This is a genomic window from bacterium (assembly GCA_017744355.1).
Lineage (GTDB): Bacteria > Cyanobacteriota > Sericytochromatia > S15B-MN24 > UBA4093 > JAGIBK01.
In genome coordinates, this window is record JAGIBK010000005.1 from 396,125 (window position 1) to 420,483 (window position 24,359).

The 24,359-nt window shown below is 66.0% G+C and carries 26 protein-coding genes and 1 other RNA gene; 6 read left to right on the forward strand and 21 right to left on the reverse strand.

What is annotated here, in order from left to right:
* Window positions 1–32: 32 nt before the first annotated feature.
* The 4 genes from J7643_14740 to ffs all read right to left on the reverse strand — a co-directional run bounded on the left by J7643_14740 (window position 33) and on the right by ffs (window position 2,582).
* Entirely contained in the window at window positions 33–788 is a 756-nt protein-coding gene (locus tag J7643_14740; GenBank protein MBO9541843.1) for a hypothetical protein, read from the reverse strand.
* Between the two features lie 66 nt (window positions 789–854).
* Window positions 855–1,538, reverse strand: a complete 684-nt coding sequence (locus J7643_14745; GenBank protein ID MBO9541844.1) for a Crp/Fnr family transcriptional regulator — start codon at window positions 1,536–1,538, stop codon at window positions 855–857.
* Between the two features lie 4 nt (window positions 1,539–1,542).
* On the reverse strand, window positions 1,543–2,442 hold the full coding sequence (locus J7643_14750; GenBank protein MBO9541845.1) for a J domain-containing protein: 900 nt from the start codon (window positions 2,440–2,442) through the stop codon (window positions 1,543–1,545).
* Between the two features lie 41 nt (window positions 2,443–2,483).
* Window positions 2,484–2,582, reverse strand: an RNA gene (gene ffs / locus J7643_14755) — signal recognition particle sRNA small type.
* A gap of 174 nt (window positions 2,583–2,756) precedes the next feature.
* On the opposite strand from ffs, the gene J7643_14760 reads away from it, so the two are divergent.
* The 3 genes from J7643_14760 to J7643_14770 all read left to right on the forward strand — a co-directional run bounded on the left by J7643_14760 (window position 2,757) and on the right by J7643_14770 (window position 6,933).
* Entirely contained in the window at window positions 2,757–3,872 is a 1,116-nt protein-coding gene (locus J7643_14760; protein MBO9541846.1) for a trypsin-like peptidase domain-containing protein, read from the forward strand.
* On the forward strand, window positions 3,869–5,782 hold the full coding sequence (locus J7643_14765) for a DEAD/DEAH box helicase (protein ID MBO9541847.1): 1,914 nt from the start codon (window positions 3,869–3,871) through the stop codon (window positions 5,780–5,782). Before J7643_14760 ends, J7643_14765 begins: the two co-directional genes overlap by 4 nt.
* Window positions 5,783–5,889: 107 nt before the next feature.
* Complete coding sequence (locus J7643_14770; GenBank protein MBO9541848.1) at window positions 5,890–6,933, forward strand: LysM peptidoglycan-binding domain-containing protein; 1,044 nt, start codon at window positions 5,890–5,892, stop codon at window positions 6,931–6,933.
* A gap of 57 nt (window positions 6,934–6,990) precedes the next feature.
* Here the strand turns inward: J7643_14770 and J7643_14775 are convergent, their stop codons facing one another.
* From J7643_14775 to J7643_14855, 17 genes are all read right to left on the reverse strand, one after another.
* Entirely contained in the window at window positions 6,991–9,006 is a 2,016-nt protein-coding gene (locus tag J7643_14775) for a hypothetical protein (protein ID MBO9541849.1), read from the reverse strand.
* Window positions 9,007–9,128: 122 nt separating this feature from the next.
* On the reverse strand, window positions 9,129–9,416 hold the full coding sequence (locus J7643_14780; GenBank protein ID MBO9541850.1) for a hypothetical protein: 288 nt from the start codon (window positions 9,414–9,416) through the stop codon (window positions 9,129–9,131).
* 163 nt (window positions 9,417–9,579) lie between these two features.
* The gene (locus J7643_14785; protein MBO9541851.1) at window positions 9,580–11,697 is read right to left on the reverse strand and encodes an FHIPEP family type III secretion protein; all 2,118 of its coding nucleotides are present in this window, start codon (window positions 11,695–11,697) and stop codon (window positions 9,580–9,582) included.
* Window positions 11,698–11,702: 5 nt separating this feature from the next.
* Complete coding sequence (gene fliF, locus J7643_14790) at window positions 11,703–13,631, reverse strand: flagellar M-ring protein FliF (protein MBO9541852.1); 1,929 nt, start codon at window positions 13,629–13,631, stop codon at window positions 11,703–11,705.
* A 25-nt stretch (window positions 13,632–13,656) separates the two neighbouring features.
* Window positions 13,657–14,043 carry a flagellar hook-basal body complex protein FliE gene (gene fliE, locus J7643_14795; GenBank protein ID MBO9541853.1) on the reverse strand — a complete coding sequence of 129 codons (387 nt, stop codon included), beginning with the start codon at window positions 14,041–14,043 and terminating at the stop codon, window positions 13,657–13,659.
* A 21-nt stretch (window positions 14,044–14,064) separates the two neighbouring features.
* Window positions 14,065–14,472 carry a flagellar basal body rod protein FlgC gene (flgC, locus tag J7643_14800; GenBank protein MBO9541854.1) on the reverse strand — a complete coding sequence of 136 codons (408 nt, stop codon included), beginning with the start codon at window positions 14,470–14,472 and terminating at the stop codon, window positions 14,065–14,067.
* Between the two features lie 14 nt (window positions 14,473–14,486).
* Window positions 14,487–14,906: a flagellar basal body rod protein FlgB gene (flgB, locus tag J7643_14805; GenBank protein MBO9541855.1), complete on the reverse strand. Its 420-nt coding sequence runs from the start codon at window positions 14,904–14,906 to the stop codon at window positions 14,487–14,489.
* A 162-nt stretch (window positions 14,907–15,068) separates the two neighbouring features.
* On the reverse strand, window positions 15,069–15,794 hold the full coding sequence (locus J7643_14810) for a sigma-70 family RNA polymerase sigma factor (GenBank protein ID MBO9541856.1): 726 nt from the start codon (window positions 15,792–15,794) through the stop codon (window positions 15,069–15,071).
* A gap of 15 nt (window positions 15,795–15,809) precedes the next feature.
* Complete coding sequence (locus J7643_14815; protein MBO9541857.1) at window positions 15,810–16,157, reverse strand: rod-binding protein; 348 nt, start codon at window positions 16,155–16,157, stop codon at window positions 15,810–15,812.
* A gap of 12 nt (window positions 16,158–16,169) precedes the next feature.
* Complete coding sequence (locus J7643_14820; protein ID MBO9541858.1) at window positions 16,170–17,294, reverse strand: flagellar basal body P-ring protein FlgI; 1,125 nt, start codon at window positions 17,292–17,294, stop codon at window positions 16,170–16,172.
* A 14-nt stretch (window positions 17,295–17,308) separates the two neighbouring features.
* Window positions 17,309–17,914 carry a flagellar basal body L-ring protein FlgH gene (locus tag J7643_14825; GenBank protein ID MBO9541859.1) on the reverse strand — a complete coding sequence of 202 codons (606 nt, stop codon included), beginning with the start codon at window positions 17,912–17,914 and terminating at the stop codon, window positions 17,309–17,311.
* 12 nt (window positions 17,915–17,926) lie between these two features.
* Window positions 17,927–18,682 (reverse strand): flagellar basal body P-ring formation protein FlgA, encoded by a 756-nt coding sequence (gene flgA / locus J7643_14830; protein MBO9541860.1) that lies wholly within the window; start codon window positions 18,680–18,682, stop codon window positions 17,927–17,929.
* Between the two features lie 16 nt (window positions 18,683–18,698).
* Window positions 18,699–19,466, reverse strand: a complete 768-nt coding sequence (gene flgG / locus J7643_14835) for a flagellar basal-body rod protein FlgG (protein MBO9541861.1) — start codon at window positions 19,464–19,466, stop codon at window positions 18,699–18,701.
* A 21-nt stretch (window positions 19,467–19,487) separates the two neighbouring features.
* A complete protein-coding gene (locus tag J7643_14840; protein MBO9541862.1) occupies window positions 19,488–20,225 on the reverse strand; it encodes a flagellar hook-basal body protein in 738 nt (245 codons plus the stop codon).
* A gap of 3 nt (window positions 20,226–20,228) precedes the next feature.
* Complete coding sequence (locus tag J7643_14845; GenBank protein MBO9541863.1) at window positions 20,229–20,462, reverse strand: hypothetical protein; 234 nt, start codon at window positions 20,460–20,462, stop codon at window positions 20,229–20,231.
* A 1-nt stretch (window position 20,463) separates the two neighbouring features.
* The gene (locus J7643_14850; protein ID MBO9541864.1) at window positions 20,464–21,558 is read right to left on the reverse strand and encodes a flagellar hook-length control protein FliK; all 1,095 of its coding nucleotides are present in this window, start codon (window positions 21,556–21,558) and stop codon (window positions 20,464–20,466) included.
* A gap of 152 nt (window positions 21,559–21,710) precedes the next feature.
* Window positions 21,711–21,923 (reverse strand): YHS domain-containing protein, encoded by a 213-nt coding sequence (locus tag J7643_14855; GenBank protein ID MBO9541865.1) that lies wholly within the window; start codon window positions 21,921–21,923, stop codon window positions 21,711–21,713.
* A 268-nt stretch (window positions 21,924–22,191) separates the two neighbouring features.
* Here J7643_14855 and J7643_14860 point away from each other — a divergent pair, with 268 nt between their 5' ends.
* From J7643_14860 to J7643_14870, 3 genes are all read left to right on the forward strand, one after another.
* A complete protein-coding gene (locus J7643_14860; GenBank protein ID MBO9541866.1) occupies window positions 22,192–22,731 on the forward strand; it encodes a prepilin-type N-terminal cleavage/methylation domain-containing protein in 540 nt (179 codons plus the stop codon).
* A 105-nt stretch (window positions 22,732–22,836) separates the two neighbouring features.
* Window positions 22,837–23,604 (forward strand): ABC transporter ATP-binding protein, encoded by a 768-nt coding sequence (locus J7643_14865; GenBank protein MBO9541867.1) that lies wholly within the window; start codon window positions 22,837–22,839, stop codon window positions 23,602–23,604.
* Complete coding sequence (locus tag J7643_14870) at window positions 23,601–24,359, forward strand: ABC transporter permease (protein ID MBO9541868.1); 759 nt, start codon at window positions 23,601–23,603, stop codon at window positions 24,357–24,359. The genes J7643_14865 and J7643_14870 overlap by 4 nt, the downstream gene beginning before the upstream one ends.

Here is a 24,359-nt window from a genome sequence, read left to right on the forward strand (position 1 = left end):
CGAAAACCGCGCCCGCCCTCTTTGTTTACAGGTTAGGGAAAGCTGATGGTCGCCGGCGCGTCGATGGAGGCGATGTCGAAGACGGTCGCCTTCTCGAGGTCCGCGTTGTCGGCGCGGATGGCGGTCACGGTGTAGAAGTAGATCTTGCCCTTCACGAGGCCTTCGCCCTTGAGCTGGGGATAGCCGGGGAACTTGAGGTTCTCGTCGGGCAAAGAGCCGACGGTGGCGGCGGTCGTCTTGGTGAGCGCGGCGTAGACCAGCTTGCCGTTCTTGCCGTTCTGGTTCTCGTTGACGGTCACGTAGTAGGCGGTCGCCCCGGCGCCCTCGCCCCAGCTGAGGGCGGGCTTGCCGGTCTTGGTGGTGAAGGTGCCGCTCTCGGAGGCGGCGCCGTCCAGGCGCAGGGTGCCCGGCTGGCCGACCTGTGAGGCCGAGACCTTGACCGGGGGCGTTTCGACGCTCGCCTTCTCTTCGCCGCTCGCCGAGAAGGCGGTGACGACGTAGGTGAGCTCGTGGCCCGGCTCGACCCGGTCGGTGTGGGTGGTCTTGTCGGTCGAGACGATGAGGCGCGGGGCGCTGCCGTCCACCTTGCGCGAGACCTGGTAGGTGGCGGCGTTGGTCACGCCGTCCCAGGTCAGGGTGATCGAGGCGGTGGTCATGCCCTGCTCCTTGGAGGTGACGGCCAGGAGCTTGGGGTTGAGGGCGGTGTTGCCCGCAAGGCCCATGAAGCCGGGGCAGCCGGTCAGGACCAGGGCGGTAGCGGCGGCGAGCATCAGTCTCGGTAGGCGCAAGGCGAGTCTCCTTCGGAAAATGGGGCAGGCGAGTCTCAGCTTAAGGCGTGGCGGTAACGAGGGTGATCACACCACCAGCTCTTTGAGCTTGCCCTCGTTCATGAGCGTGAACTGGTTGCGGTCGATGGAGACCAGGCCCCGGTCCTGGTAGTCCATCAGGACGCGGGTGAAGGTCTCGCGGCTGGTGCCGGTCAGGTTCGCCATCTCCTGGCGCGTCATGCGGGTGGAGAAGGTCGGCTTGCCCTCGGGCGAGACGGTGCCGTCCTCGCGGGCCAGCTCGATCAAGAGCCGGGCGACGCGGCCCGGCGCCGACAGGAAGGCGAGGCTCTCCACGTGGGCGTCGGTCGAGCGCAGGCGGCGCGAGAGCACCGTCAGGAGCTTGAGCGGGATGTTCGGCAGGTCGCGCAGGATCTTGCTGAACTCCTCGCGCTGGATGGTGAGGACCGAGGTCTCCTCGACGGCGATCGCCGTGGCCGAGCGTGGTTGGCCGTCCAGGAGCGACATCTCGCCGAACAGCTCGGCAGGGCCGACGATGCCCAGGATGTGCTCGCGGCCGTCGCCCGAGTTGACGACGATCTTGACCTTGCCGTCAACGACGATGTAGCAAGCGTTACCGGGGTCCTCCACGTAGAAGACGATAGAGCCCTTGGGGACGTTGCGCTTGCGCGTGATCGCGGCGATGGCCTCGAGCTCGGCGGGCTCCAGGTCACCGAACAGCACGGTCTGCTTCAGGAAGGGGGGAATGTTCAATGCCTTATCCTCCTCGCCGCATGTGGGCGCGCGGGTTGTAGGGGGCCATGGTGCCGAGGCGTCGCCAGAGGGCGAGCGCCTGCTCGTCGATCTCAGGGGGTAGGTGGAGTTGGACCTTCACGAAGAGATCGCCCCGCCCTTCGCCCTTGAGGTGCGGCATGCCCTTGCCCTTGATGCGGAAGGTGCGGCCGCTCTGGGTGCGGGGCGGGATCTTCATCTTGATGGCCCCGTCGAGGGTAGGGACCTCGATCTCGGCGCCGTCGATGGCTTCCCAGAAGGTCACGGGCAAATCGAGCCGCAGGTCGTCGCCCGTGCGCTCGAACAGGGAGTGAGGCTTGACCGTCACTTCGACCATCACGTCGCCGGCGCGTACCTTGGAGCCGGTGGCGACGCCCGCGGGAAGCTTGACGCGAAGCTGCTTGCCGGTGCGCGGGTTCATGACCTCGCGGCTGGTGCCGGCGAGGGCCTCTTCGAGGGTGACGTGGACCGGCACCTCGACGGGTTCGCTCGGGGTCTGGCGCGTGGTGCCTCCGCCGCCGAACATGGCGTCGAGGATGTCCTCGAAGCCGCCGCCCGAAAAACCGCCGCCGAAGCCACCACCGTGTCCCCCGAAGGGCGAGGAGCCGCGGCGCGAGGAGCGGCCGAAGGGGCCTTGAGAGCCGCCGGGCTGGAAGCCGGGGCCGAATTGTCGCATCTGGTCGTAGGTCTTGCGCTTCTCGGCGTCGCCCAGCGTGTCGTAGGCCGCGCTGATCTCTTTGAAGCGGGCCTCTGCGGCGTCTTTGCCGGCGCCCTGCACCCGGTCGGGGTGGTACTGTCGGGCGAGCTTACGGTAGGCTTTTTTGATCGCGTCGTCTGTGGCGTTCGCGGGGACGCCCAGGACCTCGTAGTAATCGCGCGTCGCCATGGGGCCTCACAAAAAATTACCAGGGCCTCCCCGATGGCCGGCAGGATCAGGCTGATCCATGACACCCGTGCTTTCCGCTTACCGCTGCTCCCTTCCGGGCCTGACGGGGTTCACGGCGCGACGCCGCATGGGACCCGACCCCGCGATCATCGGGGCGCTCTGGCATGAAGGAGTATATCAGATTCCCCGCGATCGGTCACTCGCTGGTATCGCCTCGGCGCGAGATTGGCGGCCTCGGGGGTGGGCGGTATAATAGTCGTTTCCAGGGCCATACGACCGGTCTGCCGATTTTCGCCGTCCAGAAGGAGACCTCGATGCCGAAGCGACTTTTCGCCGCCACCGTCCTGCTGGCAACCCTCTCGCTCGGCGCGAACGCCGCGCCGGCTGCCCGCGCGGCCGCGGCCTTCGGGCCCGACACCATCGCGGATCTCGCCGAGAAGGCGGCCCCTGCGGTCGTCAACATCGACACCGTCCGGCGCCAGAAGAACCCCATGGCCCAGGTGGATCCCTTCTTCCATCGCTTCTTCGGCACCGATCTGAGCCGCCTGCCCCAGTACTTCGAGCAGAAGGGGGTGGGCTCGGGCTTCGTGATCGACGCTTCGGGCCTCGTCCTCACCAACCACCACGTGACCCAGGGGGCCTCGACCATCAAGGTGACCCTCAGCGACGGGCGCTCCTTCGACGGCAAGGTGATCGGCAAGGACCCGGGCTCGGATCTCGCCCTGGTCAAGATCGAGGCCAAGGGCCTGAGCGTGCTCAAGCTCGCCGACGCGCCGCGCGTCCGGGTGGGCGAGTGGGTGGTGGCCATCGGCAGTCCCCTGGGCCTCTCGACGACGGTCACCGCCGGGATCGTCAGCGCCCTCAACCGGGACGTGGCCATCAACGACCGGGTCAGCTTCATCCAGACCGACGCGCCGATCAACCCGGGCAATTCGGGCGGCCCCCTGCTCAACCTCGAAGGCAGGGTGATCGGCGTCAACACGGCGATCGCGGCCAAGGCCCAGGGCATCGGCTTCGCCATCCCGGTCGAGACGGTGAAGTTCGTGGTTTCCGAGCTGCGCGAGAAGGGCAAGGTGGAGCGCCCCTGGCTGGGCGTTGCGATCGCCGAATTGACCCCCGAGCGCGCCGCGCAGCTCTTCCGCAAGACCGATCCCGGGGTGCTGGTGCGCGACGTGGCCGAGGGCAGCCCCGCTGCCACGGCGGGCATCCTCGAAGGGGACGTGATCGTCTCGGTCGACGGCAAGCCCGTCAGCGAGCCGAGCCACGTGACCCACATGGTCGCCAACCACCGGGTCGGCGACAAGATCAAGCTGCTCGTCAGCCGAGAGGGCCAGCGCAAGGAGCTGGTCGTGACCCTGAAGGCCGTCCCCGCCAAGGTGCAGGAGGCCGCCGAGAAACCCGCCGATCCCGAGCCTGACGAGGAAAGATGACCCAGCCGACCAAGCCCTTTATTGAACGCTTCCAGGAGGTCGTCCAGCAGCTGCCCATGTACGAGCCGCGGCCGGGGCAGCTCCAGATGGCCGAGACCATCCACCAGGCCTTCACCGAGAAGCGCCACGCCGTCATCGAGGCAGGCACCGGCAGCGGCAAGAGCTTTGGCTACCTGATCCCCCTGCTCGAGGGCCAGGGCCCCTACGTGGTCTCCACCGGCACCATCGCCCTTCAAGAGCAGCTGCTCAAGAAGGACATCCCCTTCCTCCAGAAGGCCACCGGCAACCAGTTCAAGGTCGCCCTCGCCAAGGGGCGGGGCAACTACCTCTGCAAGCAGAAGTTCTGGGAGGTGGACCGCCGCCTGCCCATGAACGACGCCTTGCGCGCCGAGTTCGACCAGATGTCGGCCTACCTCCAGGACCACGAGTGGGACGGGGACGTGGCGAGCTTGCCCTGGGTGCCGAGCCAGCGCCTCTGGGAGGAGGTCGCCTCCGACGCGGACGACTGCCTCGGGGCCAAGTGCGAGTTCTACGAAGTCTCGCCCCAGCGCCAGGCGCGGGTACGCCAGGCCCATGCGGACCTCATCATCGCGAACCACTCCCTCTACTTCGCGGACCTCGCGGCCGCCGGCGGGATCCTGCCGAGCCACGAGGCGGTGGTCTTCGACGAGGCCCACCACCTTCCCGCGTCGGCGACCCGCGCCTTCTCGGCGTCTATCGGACGCTATGCGATCGCGAAGCTCCTGCAGAAGATCCGGCGCCGGTTGGGGGCCATCCCCGACGAGATCTCCTTCTCGCTGGTCGGCCACGAGAGCCGGCTCTTCGACTGGGTCTTCAAGAGCGAACGCCTTCAGTACCGTCTCTATCCCGACGCGGTCTTCATCGAGATCCTGGACGGGATCCTCGAGGACCTGCGCCTGCTGCGCTCCTGGCTTGAGCGGGACTCGTCGCTCGGCGGCGGCATGCTGGATCCCGAGATCGCGAAGAAGGCTCCCCTGCACCGGCCGCGCCTGATCAACCAGCTCGAAGGGCTCATGGCCCGCTGGGAGTTCTTCGGCATGCAGGCGGACGCCACACTTGCCGAGCGGGTCAACTGGGTCGAGCTGGACCGCAACCGCGGCTACTTCGAGCTAAAGAGCGCGCCTCTGGACGTCTCGAAGGACCTGCACGAGCTGCTGTGGAGCCAGCGGCCGACGGTCTGTGCCTCGGCGACCCTCGGGGTCGGGGGCGACTTCAGCTTCTTCAAGCAGAAGGTGGGTATCGAGGAGGCCTTCGACCTGGAGCTGCCCAGCCCCTTCGATTACCAGCGCCAGGCCACCCTCTACGTGCCGCGCTACCTGCCCGAGCCCAACGCCCCTGAGTTCGCGCTTCACGCCCGCGAGGCCATCAAGGATATCCTGCGCGCGACCCAGGGACGGGCCTTCGTGCTGTTCACCAGCTACCGGGCCATGAACGCCGCCTTCAACGTCCTCTTCGAGACCCTGCCCTTCCCGGTCAAGAAGCAGGGCGAGCTGCCCCGCAGCCAGCTCATCGAATGGTTCAAGACCACCCCAGGGGCCGTCCTCTTCGCCACCAGCTCCTTCTGGGAAGGGGTGGACGTGCCGGGGGATGCCCTCTCGTGCGTCATCATCGATCGCCTGCCCTTCTCGGTGCCCGACGATCCGGTGGTGCAGGCCCACGTGGAGCGCCTCAAGCTGCAAGGCCGCGACTGGTTCCGCGAATACACCCTGCCCGAGGCGATCATCCGCCTCAAGCAGGGCTTCGGGCGCCTGATCCGGACCGCCACCGACCGTGGCCTGGTCGCCATCCTCGACAACCGTCTCTACACCAAGAACTACGGGCACACCATCCTGACGGCCCTGCCGGACTGCCCGCGGGTGCGCGACCTCGATCGTTTCAAGCTGGGGTAGGGGGACTTTAATCCGCCCTTGCCCCAACCTTGACCTGTTGATTACCGGTTTTCGGTTTTCCCTGGCGATAACCTCTCAAGCATGTTGGCTGCATTGAGGATCGCCGGATGGAACTGAAGAACAACGTCGCTGCCGCCTATCCCACCCTGGCACGCCGCCTTGAGGCCTCCATGCAGGCTGCATACGGCCCCGCGATTCAACCCGTCGCGCCTCAGGGCCTCGGCCAGGACGCCTGGGTGCCCACCACCCTGCCGACCCACCTCAACACCCGCATGCAGGACATGATCCAGCGCCTGCACACCCTCTTGCACGAGACGAAGACGCCCCCGCCCGCTCCGACCAAGCCGCCTGCGCAGCCGCCTGCACAGCCGTCAGCCCCTGCGACCTACACGGTCCAGAAGGGCGACTCCCTCTCGAAGATCGCCAAGCAGCTTTTAGGTGACGGCGCCCGCTGGCCCGAACTCTACGAGGCCAACCGCGCCACCCTCTCGAACCCCGACCGGATCTTCCCCGGCCAGCAGCTGATCGTGCCGGGCGCCAAGGCCCCCAATACCACCCAGCCTCCTGCGCCTTCGGGCCCTGCCCCTGCCGCGCCGCCCCGTTCCGGCAGCGGCTCTCTCGCCACGCTTGGCATCCCGCTGAGTGACGAGGAGATCGCCAAGGCCCTGAACGTGCCGCTCGAGAACATCAAGGCGAACCTGCCCTACGTCGTGGACGCCCTCAAGGAGCACGGCATCACCTCCGAGGACGCTGTCATCTCGGTGCTCGCCACCATCGCGGTCGAGACCGGCAACTTCAAGCCCATCACCGAGTACGCGAGCGGTGACGCCTACGAGGGCCGCAGGGATCTGGGCAACACCCAGCGCGGCGACGGCCGACGCTACAAGGGGCGTGGCTACATCCAGATCACCGGCCGCTACAACTACGAGAAGTACGGCAAGCAGCTCGGTGTCGACCTGGTGGGCAATCCCAGCCTCGCGTTGGACCCCAAGATCGCGGCCCAGATCCTCGCGCGCTACTTCAAGGACCGCAACATCGCGGCCAAGGCCGAGCGGGGCGACGTTGAGGGGGTGCGCCGGGCGGTCAACGGCGGCACCAACGGGCTTGCGCGCTTCGAATCGGCGGTCAACAAGCTCGAGGCCTACGCGTAGTCAATCAGGACCCCAAGCTCGAAGGGGCGGCGCCATCGGCGCCGCCCCTTCCGTGTGCTATCGGTACAGCTCCAGCGTGGAGCGGACGTAGGTCGCCTCGCTCCAGGCGAGAGGGAAGGCGCTGACCCAGACGCGCTTGGCCTCGTCGAATTGCTCGCCGAGCATGAGGCTGTCGGTCTGGTAGGCGTAGCCCGTCATGATGTCGAAGAGGCGCTGGGCCCCTGCGCGATCGCCTGCCGTCAGCTTGTAGAGCGCAAGCCAGCCGGTGGTGACGGGCCAGGCCTGGCCGTCGTAGTAGGTGTCGTTCTCGTAGCGCCGGATGCCGCCCATGGGGCTCGACAGGCGCTGCTCGATCAGCGCGGCGGTCGCCTTCATGCGGGGATCCCGGTCCTCGAAGGCGCCGAACCACGCCGAGCCGAGCGCGAGGTTCGCGGCCTCGAGGGTCGCATCCACGCCCTTCTTGCGCTTGCCGCGGGCGAAGGCGCCGTTCACGACCAGCTCGCGCTCCATGGCCGCGTGCAGCTTGTCGGCCGTCTGGCGGTACTTGGCGGCCAGGGTGCGATCGCCCATCCGATCGGCGAGCTCGGCGCCCGCCACGAGTCCGGCCCAGCCCGCGGCGTTCGAGAAGGTCCAGGTGCCGTCGTGGGAGAGCTCCCACAGATCGCGGCAGTGGCTCAGGAGACCGTCCTGCTCCTGGACCATGACGAGGAAGTCGCAGGCCTTGCGGACCGCCGGCCAGCGGGCGGAAAGCCAGCTCGCATCGCCGGTCTTGCGGTAGACCTGCATGATCGCCCAGGGGAAGGTGCCCACCTGGTCGTGCTCGTTGCCGTTGGTGCCGAAGTCCCACAGGGCGCGGCTCGCGTCCGGGAAGTAGTTGATGGCCCAGCCGCCCGAGCTCTGCTGCAGGCGCTCGAGGAACTCGAAGAAGGCCTTGGCCTCGCGGTCGTAGCCCGCCTCGAGCAGGGTCAGGGCGTTGATCGAGCCGTCGCGGGGCCACACCAGGCGGTAGGGGGGATCCATGTTGGTGGGAGCGGCGATGAGCGCACCCTTGGTGTTCTGGTGCTGCTTGAGGGTGATGAGGGCGCGGCGGTAGACGGCGCGGACCTTCTCGGGCATGGCGGGCATGCGCCCCTGAGAGAGGAAGCGCTGCCAGCGCTCGGCGTCCTCGCGCTGCGCGCCCTCCCAGCCGAGCTTGAGCGCGCCCTTCGCCTCGGCGAGGGCCTGGCTCTCCTGGCCTGCGATCCCGATGGCGTAGGTCACCTCGGCGCTCTGGCCGGGGGCGATCTCGGGGAGGGCCTGGGCCACGGCGCCGTTGACGCCCGTCACCAGGGTGCTGGCGCGATCGCTACCGTTCAACTTGCCCGACTCGGCCGCAAGGCGCGCGTCACGCTTGGAGCCGATGGGCACGTTGGCCTCGCCGCACTGCCAGCCTGTAGCAGGGCGGTCGGAGGCGAGCGCCACGGCGACGCCCTTGGCGGTCTGGACCAAGGCGCCCCCGGCGCGGTCGAAGCGCAGGGTATCACCGCCCGGCAGGTGATTGAGGGTGAAGAAGGCGTAGCAGGTGGTCGAGAGGTCGCGAAGCGGAGCGTTCGAGGTGTTGGTGACGCTCACGCGACGGACGTGTGCGTGGTTGCCCGGGCGGACCAGGTCCGAGATTTTCAGCTCATAGCCCGGCCCCTCGAAGGTGCTGACGGCCATGCCGGTGTCGGGCACCAGGCGCTGATTCACCAGCTTGATCTGGTGGGCCCACTTGAGCTGGCCCTGGACCGTGACCCCCACGTACGAGTCCCACAGGTGGTCCTTGGCGTAGTCGGGGTAGTACAGCTCCATCAGGGCGCCGGCCTTGGCGCCGCGGCCGTAGTCGCGCGAGACGGCGGTCATCATGTCGCCGTTGCTCATCTGGGCGAAGTTGGGAGAGTCGCCGACCAGCGCTGAAATGATGTCGCGCTGCGCCGTCGCCTCGGGGTCTTCCCCTTGCTTGAGCGCACCGGGAGCCAGGCCGCAGCCGGCGAGCACGAGACTGCTCAGGGCGATCGCAGTGGGACGCTTCAACCATCCGGACCAGTGCTGCATTGTTAACTCCAGTTTATCGTTTGGTTGTCATCTTCTGTCCTTATCGCCGATCGATCGCACAAGCTTGTCTCTTTCATGCGAAAAGCGCCCCCGCCTTGGCGGGGGCGCTTTCGAAGCGAGAATTAGCGGAACTGGCGAGTGGTCGCCTCGTAGGTCTCGGCGAGCTGCCAGGCGAGCTCAGCCAGGCGGCGCTCGCGGCTCGTCAGCAGCATCCGGGCGTAACGGCGCAGGATGCGGGCTTTGTGGAGGCCGCTGTGATCCTTGGCGAAGATGAGGCGCTCGACACCCTCGAAGAAGCGCTCGCTGCGCGTGTCCAGCTCCCCGTCGAACGTCACGTGGAGCGCGAGGGTCGCAGGCAGGGGGCTGGCGAAGGCGGGCGTCACAGGGGCGTGCTGAATGGCGGTCGACATCGTGGCTCTCTCTTCGGGTGGGATGGAAGACTGTGCGGTTAAGCCAAGGTTAATTTCGATAGTCCTATCTTAACCGATCTCTCAACCCTTTGTCTTCAGATCCGTGCCTGGAGTTTTGTTAAATCTTTGCTAAAACTTGGTCAGGGCTTGATTTATGGCGCTCTTAGTTCACGCCCACCGCGATCGAGACCTGACCGACCGACTGGACCTTGAACTTGGCGTTGATCTCGGCGTACGAGATGACGGCCATGGTCGGGAAGTTGCGCTCGATGAGGCCTTTGACGTGCGGCCGGATGGTCGGGTTGGTGAGCAGCACCGGGTTGGAGCCGCGCGCCACCGCCTCCTGCTGGACGGCCGCGAGGCGCGCCAGGATGAGCTGCATGATCTGCGGGTTGACCGCCGCCTGCGGTCCCAGCGGGGTGTTGGTGATCGAGCCCTGGATCGTGTTCTCCACGCCCGGATCCAGCGTGATGACCTCGATCACGCCCTCTTCGGTCGCGAGGCTCGCGCAGATCTGGCGCGAGAGCTGCTGGCGGATCATCTCGTTGAGCAGGAAGATGTCCTTGGTCATCTTGCCGTAGTCGGCGAGGCGCTCCAGGATGGTCGCCAGGTCGCGGATGCTCACCCCTTCGCGGATCAGGCCCTGGAGGACGCGCTGGACCTCGGACAGCGAGAGGATCTCGGGCACCAGGTCCTTGACCGTGACCGGGGCCTTCTCCTTGAGGCGGTTCAGCATCATCTGGACCTCCTCGCGGCTCAGGATCTCGTGCGCGTACGAGCGGACCGTGTGCTCCATGTGGGCGGTCAGCACGTTGGTGGGATCCTGGATCAGATAGCCGAGCTGAGCAGCGCGCTGGGCCTCGGCGCCGGCCACCCACACCGCGGGCTTGCCGAAGGCGGGGTCGGTGGTCGGGAAGCCCACGAGCTCCTGGCTGGTGTCGGTGGTGCTCTGCTGGATAGCGAGCATGTAGCCGACCAAGAGCTCGCCGGTGGCGACCACGTTGCCCTTGACCAGGAGCTGGTAGGCGTTGGGTCTGAGGTTCAGGTTGTCCTTGAACTGGATGCCCGGCATGACGAAGCCCAGATCCAGCGCGATGTTGACGCGCATGGGCACCACGCGGTCCATCAGCTCGCCGCCGAGGCCAGGGTCCACCAGGGGCACCAGGTCCAGGCCAAGCTCCAGGGTCAAGGGCGGCACCCCGAGCATCTTCATGACGTTCTCGGGGTTCTTGAGGTCCTCCTCCGACTCGGGCGCGTAGTCGTCCATCATATCGTCCATGGGCATGCCGAAGTCGTCGGACACGCCGCCCGCGGGCATTATGGACTTGCGCACGGAGAGGAAGGCCGAAGCCCCCAGCGCCAGCGCGAGGGGGATGAAGAGGAACTTGGGGAAGCCCGGCACCCAGGCGATCAGGAAGGTGACGGCCGCCGCCACGCCCATGCTCTTGGGGTTGGAGAAGACCTGCTGCTTGATGTCCGCCGCGAGGTTCTGGTCCGAGGCCGAGCGCGAGCTGACCAGACCCGCCGAGATCGAGATCAGGATACCCGGGATGAGGCCCACCAGGCCGTCACCGACCGTGAGGATGGCGTACTTGGCGAGCGCCGTCATCACGTCCATCTTCTTCATCAGGATGCCGATCAGGATGCCGCCCACGATGTTGACGACGATCAGGATGATCGAGGCGATGACGTCGCCCTTCACGAACTTGTTGGCGCCGTCCATGGCCCCGAAGAAGTTGGCTTCGCGGACCAGGTCCTCGCGCCGCTGCTTGGCCTGGTTGCCGTCGATCAGGCCGGCCGCCAGGTCCGCGTCGATGGACATCTGCTTACCTGGCATGGCGTCCAGGGTGAAGCGGGCCGCGACCTCGGCGATACGCTTGGAGCCCTCGGTGATGACGATGAAGTTGACGATGATCAGGATGATGAAGATGATGATGCCGACGATGTAGTTGCCGCCCATGACGAACTCGGCCATGGTGTGGATCACGTTGCCGGCCTCGGCGTGGAGGAGGATCGAGCGCGTGGTTGCGACCGAGAGGGATAATCGGTAGAGCGCCGTCAGCAGCAGCATGGACGGGAAGGTCGCGAAGTCCAGCGGCCTGACGATGTACAGCGCCACGAAGACGATGATGATCGCCATGACGATGTTCAGGACGATCAAGACGTCCAGCATCCAGACCGGCAGCGGCAAGAACAGGATGCCGAGGATCGCGACCATCAGGCCCGCGATCACGAAGTCCCGGATCGGGACCCCCTTGCCTCCCCCCATGGCGCCGACCATCTAGGCTACCCGACGTTCGCGCCGAGCTTGCGCTTGAGGTTCTGGCTCGCCATGCGGGCGGTCATGGAGGGCAGGGTCGCCCCCTGGTTCACCCGGTTGAAGACATCCTCCTGGATGCTGGGATCCAGGTACTGGAGGACCTGCTCGGCGTAGCTCGGGTCGAGGGTCGCGAGCACCCCCGCGATGGTCGCCGGGCGCTCGCCATCGAAGGCCGCCGCCGCGGCATCTGGGCTGACCTCGTACATGAAGTCGAACGCGCCGCCGCCCTGCGGGGCCTGAGCCTGGGCACCCATGTCGGCGTAGCCCTGCTGATCGTACCCAGCGTCGGCGTAGCCGCCCTGCTGGTCGAACTGGCCGCCGAACTGATCCATCCCCGGCTGCATGAAGCCGCCCTGGCCCATGTCGAGCCCGGGGAAGGCGTTCGGGTCGAAGCCGCCCAGCGCCTGCTGGTCGAACATGGGCAGCGCCTCGGCCTCGCCGCCCAACGAGGCGGTGAGGGTGTCGAGGGGATTCGCCTCCTTGCGGGTGGCGCGGCGCAGGAGCGCGAGCAAGAGGAAAATCAGCAAGAGCGCGCCGCCGATCCACCAGACGATGGCCCACGAGACCGACTGGCCCTTCTTGGCCGTCTTCTCGGCGGTCTCTTCTTCGGTCAGCTGTTTCTTGAGGTCGTCGTAGGTGCTCGCGTCGAACCGGACCCGCTCCACGTTGACCTGGTCACGGCGGGCGGGGTCCGCGCCGGCGGCGGTCGCGATGATGATGCGGAGGCGGTCGGCGCTCTCCTGCTTGAGGGTGTCGGGGATCAGCACCGCGATCGACATGCGCTTGATGTTGCCGCTCGAAGGCTGGACCAGCTGGGTCTCCTCGTTGAAGGCCGGCTGCTCCTTGAGGTTCTTCTTGGTGACTTCCTTGCTACCACCCGGCGTCGAGGGGATCGCGGGGTAGGTGGGCACGTTGGCCACGGTACCCGGTGCGCCGCCGTCGCCCCCGCCCTGCACGGTCTCGGTCTGCTCGGACTTGGTGAGGGGCACGGTCTCGCCGTTGCCGTTGGTGACGGCCGCCTTCAGGGTGTTGCGGACCAGGCGCTTGTTGAAGTCCAGCTCCAGGCTCACGCGGACCACGGCCTTGCCCGAGCCTACGACCTTGTCGAGCAGGGTCGTCAGCTTCTGCTCGATCTCCTGCTCTTTCTGGCGCTGGAGGCTCATCTGCATGTTGAGGACCCGCGACACCATGCGGTCCTCCTTGTTGCCGGCGTTGGCCTCCATCCCCGAGGTCAACAGGTTGCCCAGGTCGTCGGTGATGGTGACGTTGTCGGTCAAGAGACCCGGCACGGAGCTTGCGATCAGGTGGGTGAGACCCTCGACCTGGCTGGGGGTCAGCGATCGCTTGGGCTGCATCTTGACCATGACCGCCGCGGTGACGGGCTTCTTCTCGGTCTGGAAGAGGCTGTCCTCCGGCATGGTGACCATGGCGGCCGCGTCCTCGACGCCGTCCACCTGCTTGACCAGGCGCTTGATCTCGCCGTTCATGGCGCGCAGCAGCTTGATCTTCTTGTCGAAGTCGGTGGAGATGAAGTCGCTCTTGTCGAAGAGGCTGAAGCCGGGATCGCCGTCCTTGGGCAAGCCGGCGGCCGCGAGCGACACCCGGGCCTTGTCGGACTTGTCCTTGGGGACCGAGATGGCGGTGCCGTCCTCGACCAGCTTGAAGGGGATGCGCTCTTCTTGCAGCTTGGCGGCCGCTTCGCCAGCGGAGAGCTGCGACATGCGCCGGTAGAGCACCACGTCGTTCTTGTTGAGTTGCTCCTCGGTGGGCTGCTTCTTGCCGCCGCCGCCGATCGCCATGCCGATAAACAGGGTGATCACGATCAGCAAGACCGGCACGCCGGCCATGATGCCGATGCGGACCGGTGGGGGGAAGCGGTTCAGGAAGTCGAGCATGGCTCTGGGCGCCTCAGGGTGGGGGTTAGATCTGCATGTTCATCAAGGTCTGGTAGCTGGACGCGACCTTGTTGGTGACGGCGGACATCAGGTGGAGCTGCGCTTCGGCCTTGGCCTGCTCGATCATCACCTGGTGGGCGTCCACGTCCTTGCGGCCGAGGGCGAAGTCGAGACCCGTGTCCACGGCCTTCTGGTCCTGGGCCGAGACGCCGTCGACGGCCTCGGTCAAGAAGTCCGCGAAGCTGCGGCCGTTGGTGGCGTCCGTCTTCTGGCCGAAGCCGTCGATGGTCGCGTCGCCGAACTCGGGGTTGGTGTCGATCGAGAAATCGAGCGACGGGAACTCCGGGAAGCCGGCGCCGATGCCGGGCGTTGACCGGTTGAGACCGGGCATGAAGTTCTGGTTGACCAGCATGGGCCTTCCTCCTTAAAAACCTTAGCGGCCGATCTCGAGGGCCTTCTGGTGCATGTTCTTGCCCGCGTTGAAGGCGGTGACGTTGGCGTCGAAGGCGCGCTGAACGGTGATCATGTCGACCATCTCGGTGACGATGTTGACGTTGGGCATCCGCACGAAACCGTTGGCATCCGCGTCGGGGTGGCCCGGCTTGTAGACCAGTTCGCCGGGCGTCGCGTCGCGGACGGTGCCTGCGACCTGCACGCCCTTGCCCATGCCCGTCTCCTCGTCGAGGATCTGCTGGAAGACCGGGATCTGGCGCTGGTAGGGGCCGCCCTCGGCGGTGCGCGTCACGTTGGCGTTGGCCATGTTGTTGGAGATGGCCTCCAGCCAGAAGCGGTTGGCGGTCATGGCGCTCGCGCCGGTGTCGAATACCTTGTGAAGGCTCATTCGCTCCTCCTACTCTACTTCTGGTCGGTGATGAACTTGAAGGTGCGGTACTGGGTCGCGATCTGGGTCGCGAGGGTGTTGTACTTCTCGACCGACTGGACCAGCTGGCTCATCTCGTGCTCCAGCGACACGCCGTTGCCGTCGCGGCGCATGCCCTGCCCCTTGGTGGCGGTGGTCGACGGCTTGAAGGTTTCGAGCATGTCGTCGGTGGGGCGCGCGGCCGAGCCGAAGAGGTTGGTGAAGGGATCCTGCGCCTCGGCAACACCGGGGGAAGGCTCCGAGTCGATGGCCGAGATCAGCGCATCCTCGAAGCGCACGTCCTGGCGGGCGTACTGCGGCGTGTTGATGTTGGCGATGTTGTTGGCCTGGGCGGCAAACCGGGCGGCGAAGCCGTCCATTGCGCGCTCGAGACCTCGGACCTCACGACTGATCACGTGGCTACCCTCCGTTCGGGGAGTGTTCCCCAGTCTCAGTATGGCGCAAGAGCGGCAAGCGGTCGGTGCGTTATGTACATGAGCGAGCCCCTGTCTGGCTTGTACCCAGACAAGGGCCGGATCGTTGTAAACCTTGGATTAAGCTTGTCCGCTCGTTTCCGACTACCAACTAATAAAGTCGTCGAGGCTCTTCTTCTTGCCGAGCTTCTGGCGCAGCTGCTCCAGGGCGCGGCGGTGGATGCGGCTCACCCACGACTCCGACAGGCCCAGCTTCTGGCCGATCTCGTTGAAGGACATCTTCTGGAAGTAGTAGCACCGCAGGGTGGTGCGCTCCTGCACCGGCAGCTGCTCGATGGTCAGGCGCAGGAGCTGCTGCAGCTCTTCGAGCTCCATGTCGTGCTGGATGGTGTCGGCAGCGCCGAGCTGGTTGAGCAGCGAGAAGCTCTCTTCGCCGTCCGAGCCCTGGGGGGCGTCTAGCGAGAGGATGTACGAGTAGGTCAGCTGCTGGATCTGGTTGACCAGGACGGTGGCGTCCGATTCGGCCTGCTCGCCGTCGTTGAGGATGGCCTCCTCTTCGGCCTGGGCCATGGCGGCCTGCACCCGCTGGCTCTTGGGCACGGTGGGCAGCTTGGGCAGGTTGTCGAGGATGGCGCCCTTGATGTAGTAGGTCGCGAAGGTCTCGAACTTGACGCCACGCTCGGGGTCGAAGCGCTCGGCCGCAGCCATCAGGCCCATCACGCCGTCGGAGACCAGGTCTTCCATGTCGTAGTGACGCGGCAGTTTGGTCGAGATGCGGCGCGCGATCGCCCGGACCATCGGCATGTACTGCTTGATGGCGGCATTGTCGAGGCTGCGCTTCCCCTCTAGCGAGGCAGGCTTTTTTAACACGACCACTCCACTGTCTTACTCTTGGGCGCTCTGCCCTTGCTGGCGCGTGAGCTGCGCCACCAGCTGCTCAACCAGGGCGTTCCCGCCACTGGTGGCGTAGTGCTTGCCGAGCGCCTGGTCGAAGAAGTCCATGAACATTCCAGCCTGCTCGCCTGAGAACAACCCGCCCTCCTCTCCGGAGTCTTCGGGGCGCATCTGGGAGAACACCTGGGCATAGAGGTAGCTCGCGAAGCTCTCCGCCGCTTCCCTCTTTTCTTTTTGTTGTACCTCGACAGGGGCCGAAGGTAACCTCCCCTCGCTCGTCAGGCCGGAGATCGGCCCAAAGGGCAGCCGAGGCGGTTGTGGCAGGCCGTTGATGTCCATGGCCGTTGGCTCCTAGATGATCTCGAGCTGGGCGTTGAGGGCGCCGGCGGCCTTGACCGCCTGCATGATGGAGATCATGTCGCGGGGGGTGGTCCCCAGGGCGTTGAGGGCCCGCACCAGCTGGCCGAGGGTCGTTCCCGACTCGAAGACGACGCTCTTGGCTTTCTGTTCGTCCGCGGTGATGGTCGACTCGGTGGTGACGGCGGTGCCGCCGCCCGAGAGGGCATTGGGCTGGGAGACGGTCTGCTTGGTGTCCACCCGCACGATCAGGTTGCCGTGCGAGACCGCCACGGCCCCGATCCGGACGCCGGAGCCCAGGATCACCGTGCCGCTGCGCTCGTCGATCACGACCTTGGCGATGGCGTCCGGCAGCACCGAGACCTGCTCGATGCGGGCGATGAGATCCACCAGGTTGTCCCGGTACGAGGTGTTGACGTAGACCCGGACGGTGCCGGCGTCCACCGCCTGGGCCATGCCGAGCTGGGACTTGGTGATGGTGCTTGCGACCCGCGAGGCGGTCACGAAGTCGGGCTGGGCCAGGTTGACGAACATGAAGCCGTTGGCGTCCAGCATGGTGACGGGCACCTCGCGCTGGACGATGCCGCCGTTCGGGATCCGGGCGACCAGCGTCTGGTTCTTGCGGACCTGGCTGCCGTTGGCCTCGACGCCGAAGCCGCCCGTCGAGAGCGCGCCCTCGGCGGTGACGTAGACCTTGCCGTCCGGCCCGCGCAGCTCGGCGCCGATCAGGACCCCGTCGGCGAGGCTCTTGGCGTCGCCGATGGAGGCGACCGTCACGTCGATCTTCTGGCCCGGCTTTACGAAGGGGGGCAGGTTGGCCCGCACGGCCACCACCGCCACGTTCTTGACGCGGATCCGCTCCTGGGGGATGTAGACCCCCGAGTTCATGATGAAGTTCTTGAGCACCCGGTCGGTGAAGCCGGTCGAGACGGTGTCGCCCGATTGGTTGAGGCCGATCACGAGGCCCATGCCCTGCAACTGGTTGTCGGTGGCACCCTGGATGCTGGCGATGTCCTTGAGACGCAGGGGCGTGCCGCCCCTGAGGGCCTGGGCGTCGCTGGGAGCGCTCAGGCCGAGGGGCAGGGCGATCGCGAGGAAGAGGGCGAGGATTTTGCGCATGGGAGGCTTCCTGCTTAGAACAGCCAGTTGAACAGGCGGGAGAGAATGCCGGGGGTGGCCTTGGCCGAGGCCGAGCCCGTGCCGCGGAAGTCGACCTGGAGGTTGGCGACCTTGGTGGACTGGATCTGGTTGGCGCCGTCGATGTCGTAGGGGCGCACGGTGCCCGAGATCACGACGGTGCTCTCTTCGTCGTTGACCCTGAGGCGCTTCTCGCCTGCCAGGCGGAGGCTGCCGTCCGGCAGGATCTCCTGGATGGTGGCGGCGACCAGGAGGGTGACGGTGTCGGCGCGCTTGGTCACCCCGTCGCCCTGGAACTCGTTGCGGCCGTTCAGATCGAAGGAGCTCTTGGTCGCTCTCGGGAGCAGGCTGCCGAAGTCCCAGCTGGCCTGGGTCCGGCCCTGCTTGGAAGCCTTGGTGGTCGCCCCGGAGCTTGCGATCATGTTCTCGGTGACGAGCACCGTCACGAGGGCGCCGGGGCCGAGGGTCGAGCGGCGATCGCCCAGACGATCGGTCAAGAAGCCGCCCGCGTCCTCGGTGTAGAGGCTGTCGGCGAGCGCCGGCGCGCTCACGCCGGGCGCAAGCAGCAAAGCAGCCATCAAAGCAAGAACCATCCGTCGCATGTCGAACCCTTTTTAATTCTGGCCCGAGGGGCCTTCTTCGAGGCGAACCTCGACCTCGTCGATCCCCGTCACCCGCGCCACGTAGTCCTTCCGGGAGTCGGGGTTGTACACCCGCACCAGCTGGCCCATGGCGCCGTCGGCGACCGCCTGCCCACGTGTCACGATGACGAGCTCCCCGCTGACGAGCCGGACCGTGACCTCCTTGCCGTTCTTGACCAGGGCGGGCAGGTCGAACATCTCGTTGACCAGGACCGTCCCGGCGGGGATCTCGCGCTTGACCACGGCGCCCGCCAGGGGGGCGAGCGCGGCGGCGGGCGACCCCATCACCGTCTCGAGGCTGCGACGATCGGCGCGGCCCAGGGACGGATTGAAGAGCTGGCCGCGGTGCAAGGCCTCGGTCGAGACCCACACGTCCTGCCATACCTTGATCTCGACGCGCGGGTACACGGTCTTGAGCTTTTTGCCGTTGATTTCGATCGCGATCGGCACCGCCGTCCGGCCCAAGAGGCGCGGCACCCCCACGATCGAGAAGCTCGCGGCCCCATCCGGCAGGGGTTTGCTGCCCAACAGCGACACCAGGCTCGGCCCGTTCCAGCGGACCTCGACCCGTTTGCGCTCCACCTGCTGGCGCTGCGCGACCTGCTCGGTGAGGAAGTCGAGCACGTCCGCCTCGCGGACCGGTGCCGCCCAGGCGGCAGCCGGCAGCATGCAACCGACGGCGACGACGGTTGCGGCGAGGCGGGGCAGGAGCGCGACGAAACGGGCCAAGAGACCTCCTTAAAGGTTACCGCTGGAGCTGGTTGGCGGTCTCCATCATCTTGTCGGAGACGGTGATGGCCTTCGAGGACGTGTCGTACGCCTTCTGGGTCGCGATCATCATGACCATCTCGCGCACCAGCTCCACGTTCGAGGCCTCGAGAGCACCCTGACGCAATCCACCGAACCCGTCAATGGCCGGCTGCCCTTGCCGGGCCGGTCCCGAGGCCGAGGTCTCGACCATCAGGTTGTTACCGATGGCCTGGAGGCCTGCCGGGTTGATGAACTGGGTCAGCTGGATCTGGCCGATGATCTGCTGCTCGGTGCCGTTGGGCGGGGTCCCGAAGACCGTGCCGTCCTTGCGGATGTAGAGGTTGGAGGTGCCCGGGGCGATGGTGATGGGGGGCTCCAGGGGCTGACCGGTCGAGGTCACCAGGCGCCCGGTGGCATCCAGCTTGAAGGAGCCGTCGCGGGTGTAGGCCACCTGCCCGTTGATCTGGGTAACGCCGAAGAAGCCGTCGCCGTCGATGGCGATGTCGAGGGGGTTGTTGGTGACCTGGAGGTTGCCCTGGTCGTAGAGCTTGGTCACCGCCACCGGTCGAACGCCGAGGCCGATCTGGACGCCGGCGTTGTCGGTGCCGGGCTGGTTGATGGTCTGGTAGAGCAGGTCCTGGAAGTCGACGGCCGAGCGCTTGTAGGACGTGGTGTTCACGTTCGACAGGTTGTTGGCGATGACGTCGATTCGCATCTGCTGCGCCTGCATGCCGGTCGCTGCGGTCCAAATGCCGTGGATCATGGCGGGCTCCTTTCCGCTTGGTTACGAGATGCGGCCGAGGTCGTTGGCGGCCTTCTGGAGGATCTGGTCGTGGGCGCTGATGACCTTCTGGCCGAAGCCGTAGGCCCGGTTGGCGGTCATCATCGAGACCATCTCGGTGACGACGTTGACGTTGGAGTGCTCGAGGAAGCCCTGCTTGATCGAAACGTTGGTCGAAGGGGGCAGGCCCGGAGGGGCGAGGGGGAACTGGGTCTCGAGCGCGATCTTGGGGGGCTCGACCACCATCAGCTGGCCCACCGGCTGCTCACCCACCGAGATCCGGCCGTCCTCGGCGATCTGCATGGTGTGCAGGTCGCCGGTGAGCAGGATCGGGCGGCGATCGGTGCCGAGCACCAGGTCGCCCGAGCGGGTGGTGAGGCGGCTGTTGGTATCGAGCTGGAAGTCCCCGTCGCGGGTGACCTTCTCGACCCCGTCGGCGCCGCGGGTGAGGAAGTAGCCGGAGCTTGCGATCGCCACGTTGAAGCGATTCTTGGTCTGGACCAGGTTGCCCGGGGTCTCGTAGCGGGCGATGCCGTCGGCCTTGATCCCGGTGCCGATGACGTTGTCGGTGCCCGGGGCCTGGTCGGTGAACTGGACCAGCAGGTCCCCGAACGAGGAGCCGACGAGCTCCTTGCGCTTGTAGCCGTTGGTCTCGACGTTGGCGAGGTTGTTGGCGATGGTGTTGACCTGCTGCATCTGGAACATCATGCCGGTCGCAGCCGAGTAGATTCCTCTGAGCATGGGCTACCTCCTCTGGATCTGCTTGCGCTTCTCGGCCACGTCGTCCATCTGGTAGATGTAGGTCAACATCTCCGAGATGGCGGGCATCAGCTCGGCGGGTACGGCCTGCTGGACGGCGAGGCCTTGGATGATGTCCGCGACGGCGGGGTGGGTGGGCTTCAGCTCGCCCGTCGCCGGCGCCTGGGGGCCGGTCTTGGCGGGGAGCTTCTTCAGGCGCTTGCGCTCTTGTTCGGCCATGCTAGATCACCCCGATGGCGCGGCCGAGCTTGCGCAGGTCGCGTCGCTTGGGCAGCAGGACGCTGGTCGCGCGCTCCTGGCCGGTGGGCAGGCACATGATGGTGGCCACCTGGTAGGGCGTGCGGAAGGTGAGCCGGTGGCGCAGATCGGGCAGGCCCCGTTCGAGGAACTGCTTGGTCGGGGTGTCCTGGACCTCGAGCTTGACGGTCAGGTGCCCCCGGACGGTGGTGAAGCTGATGGTCATGCGGCCCAGGTTGCGGGTCTCGACCGCGAGGGTGACCTGGGCGAAGCCTGCCGCCTGGAAGCTAGGGTTGTCCTCGGTCTCGACCAGGAGCTCGCCCGGCATGGGCTGCTGGTCGCGCCACTGGTAGAAGGGCACGTAGACCGCGGTCTGAGGATCCTTTACCAGCATCTTCTGGGCGTGGAGCAGATCCTTGAGCTGCGCGAGTTCGTTGATGAGCTCGCTGGGGACCTTGGCGGGGTCGAGGTTCGAGAGCATCCGGGAGAGCTGCTGCTTGAGCTGCTGGAACTGCGCGAGATCGGCGCCCAGCTGCTCGGGGCCGGTGCCGAGTTTCCAGAAGGCGTTGAGCTGAGCCCGGATCTCCTGGAGTTGAGGGTTGAGGGTCTCCTGGTTCTTGAGGGCCATGGTGAGCTGCGCGAGCAGGTGGCTCATGGGGCCGCCGTTGAGCAGCTGGGTCATGGCCGCGACGTTCTGGGGACCGGCCTCGATGCCCTGGGTGAAGAGGGCGAGAAGGGCCTCCAGCTCGACCAGCGAGGCGCTGCCCATCCCCTGCCACATCTGGCGGAAGTGGTTGAGGGCGTCGGCGCTGAGCGGGATGCCGTAGCGGAGCATCTGCTGAGCGAGGCGCAGGTTGACGGGATTGGGGGCGATGCCCTGCTGCGCGAGGCGCGCGGCGATCGAGGCGTCGTTGTGGTAGCCGAAGAACTGGGGGCCTGCGGGGCGCTCTTTGGCGGCCTGCTCCAGGCTGGGGGCGGTGGGGCCCGTGACGCGCGGCGCGCTCTGGGCACCGCCCTGCGAGCCGGTGCGGATGTCCGGGTTTGGATTTAAGTTGCGACCGATGTTGATCCCGGCCATGTTCCCCGTCCTGGCCGCTGTGGGCGGCGTGATGATCCTGCCACCGACGCTAGCATGCTATACCCGCGCCATGCTGTGACAAAACACCCGGCCGTTTCCAGCAAAAACGCCGCGCCCCAAGGGGCACGGCGTCGAAAGGGTTCGGGAAAGGGCTAGGCGATGGACGCCAGCTCGGCGGTCGGGGCCATGGTGATGGTCACTCGCAGCTCACGCTGGAGATCGGCCGGGGGGTTCGAGAAGAACTGGCTCTGGCAGCGATGAGAGCAGAAGTGATAGCGCTGACCCCGATACATCACCGGGCCCACGGCATCGCTCAGATCGAGCGTGCAGCCGCAGATGGGGTCGAACGAAGAAACGTGCGTCATTGCAATTCCTTCCTGTGTTTGAGGGCCCGATCGAGCGGGCCTGCGCGCTGTAAAAGCTGGCCGTGACCAACCGCTCTTTAATTATAGCAAGCCGGCTCATGTTTCTGAAGCAAGTTTGAAGATCTTTCTGCTGCTCGTGTGATTTTTTTTTGCCAGTGGGTTTAAATGTGGAAGCAACCGGGATCGCCTGGTTCAGGTTTCCGGGTGAAGTGCCCCTCGGGGTCACGTTTTTCGAAGCTCTCTCTTTCTCTCTCGAACGGAGGATTGAATGGTCCGCAACACCTCGAAGCAGGCAGGCTTCACCCTTATCGAACTGCTGGTAGTCGTCGTCATCATCGGCATCCTCGCCTCGGTCGCGATCCCCAACTTCATGGGCGCCCAGGACAAGGCGAAGAACTCGGGCGTTCAGGCGAATGCCGCCAACATCCAGTCGGCCCTTGAGCAGTATTCCGTCGACTTCGCCGGCCAGTACCCCCCTACCCTCACGGACAACACCTTCATGGGGGCGGGTACCGGCTACATCACGGCCTTCCCGCGGACGCCCTGGAACACCCTGCAGGCGGCTAACATCGCCGGTGGGGCAGGAAACGTCGCCGGAGCGGGTAGCAACCCCGACGTGGCGCTCGGCGCCGGTAACAACCCGACGCTTTACAACGCGGCCGGTAACAACCTCGTTCCTACGACGAATCAGCAATTCGGCGCCCTCATGTACAACCGGAGCGGCCAGGCTCAGGACAACTACTCGGTCCAGGGCGCTGGTAAGCGCGGCGCTGCTTCGATCTGCGTCATCAACAAGAGGAACTTCTAGGAAGCCGCGCTTCCTGGGGGAATTTCAAACAGGAGGGGGCCGGGATTCCGGCCCCCTCCTGTTTATTGCTCTCTTCTCGTGGTATACATCGAGCGGTAAATCGCAATGCTACAGGAGCCTCTCTCTGTCATGAGTCAGATCGCTGTTGATATTCAGAATCTCGGCAAAGTCTACTCGCCGCAGCTTGGCCAGTCGGCCAAGACGGCCCTCGAGGGCGTGACGCTCCAGGTCACGCGGGGCGAGACGTTTGGCCTGCTCGGGCCTAACGGGGCGGGCAAGACCACTTTGCAGAAAATCTTGCTCGGCCTTGTCCGTCCCTCTTCGGGCGAGGCCACGGTGCTAGGGGCCTCGCCCGAGGATACGCGTGCTCGCGCTCGGATCGGTTATCTGCCTGAGAATCCCTACTTTTACACCTACTTGACCGGACGCGAGTTCGTGGAATTCTGCGGCGGTCTTTTCGGCCTGTCCGGTCGGCCTCTTCGCGATCGGGCCACTGAGCTGCTCGATCGCGTGGGCATGGCGCATGCCGAGAATACCCAGCTTCGCAAGTACTCCAAGGGGATGCTGCAGCGGGTCGGGGTGGCGCAGGCACTGGTCAACGATCCCGAGGTCGTCTTTCTCGACGAGCCCATGAGCGGCCTGGATCCGGTCGGTCGGCGTGAGCTGCGGGATATCATTCTCGATCTCAAGCGCGAGGGGAAGACCATCTTCTTCAACTCTCACATCTTGTCGGATGTGGAGGCGCTGTGCGATCGCGTCGGGATCCTCCATTCGGGCAAGCTCGTGGCCTGCGGCAGCGTGCGGGATCTGACGGTGGGCGGCGCTAGCTTGGAGGACGTTTTCGTCAAGGCGGTGGGAGGGGCGAGGGCATGACCCGCCTCTGGGATCTTGTTCGCAACACCTTTCGTGAAACGATTCGCGACCGGGTTCTCTACGTCATCCTGGTCTTCGCCTTCGTGATGATCGGGGCGAGCACCCTCTTCGGGACGCTCACCGTCGGTCAGGACCGCAAGATTATCCTGGACCTGGGCCTTGCCGCCATCGAGTTGTTCGGCGTGGCGATCGCCGTGTTCGTCGGGACGAATTTGCTCTTCAAGGAGATTGATAAGCGCACCGTCTACGTGGTGTTGACCAAGCCCATCCCGCGTTCGGTCTTCCTGCTGGGCAAGTTCTTCGGGCTCGCGCTGACCCTCGGGTTGCTGCTCGTGCTGATGGGGGGCGCTTATCTCGCCCTGGCGTCCGTGAAGGGAGCCTATTCGCCGGCGTTGCTCGGGGCGATCGCCCTGATCGGTTTGCAGCTGCTGGTGGTGGTGGCGCTGACGCTCTTCTTCTCGACCTTCGCTTCGCCGATCATGAGCATGGTCTTCACCACTTGCCTTTACTTCATCGGTCACAACACGGAGGCCCTGCGGGCCCTCGCGCAGAAGGCCAGCCCTCTCCAGAAGGCGGCTGTCGAGGCGCTTTACTACGTGCTGCCGAACTTGAGTACGTTCGACGCCAAGAACATGGTGGTGTACGGAGACGCGGTCTCTGCCGGGCGCTGGCTGTGGGCGATCGGGTATGCCGCCGCCTACGTCTGCGCACTGCTTGCGACCGCCTCGGCGCTCTTCGAACGCAAGGAGTTCTAG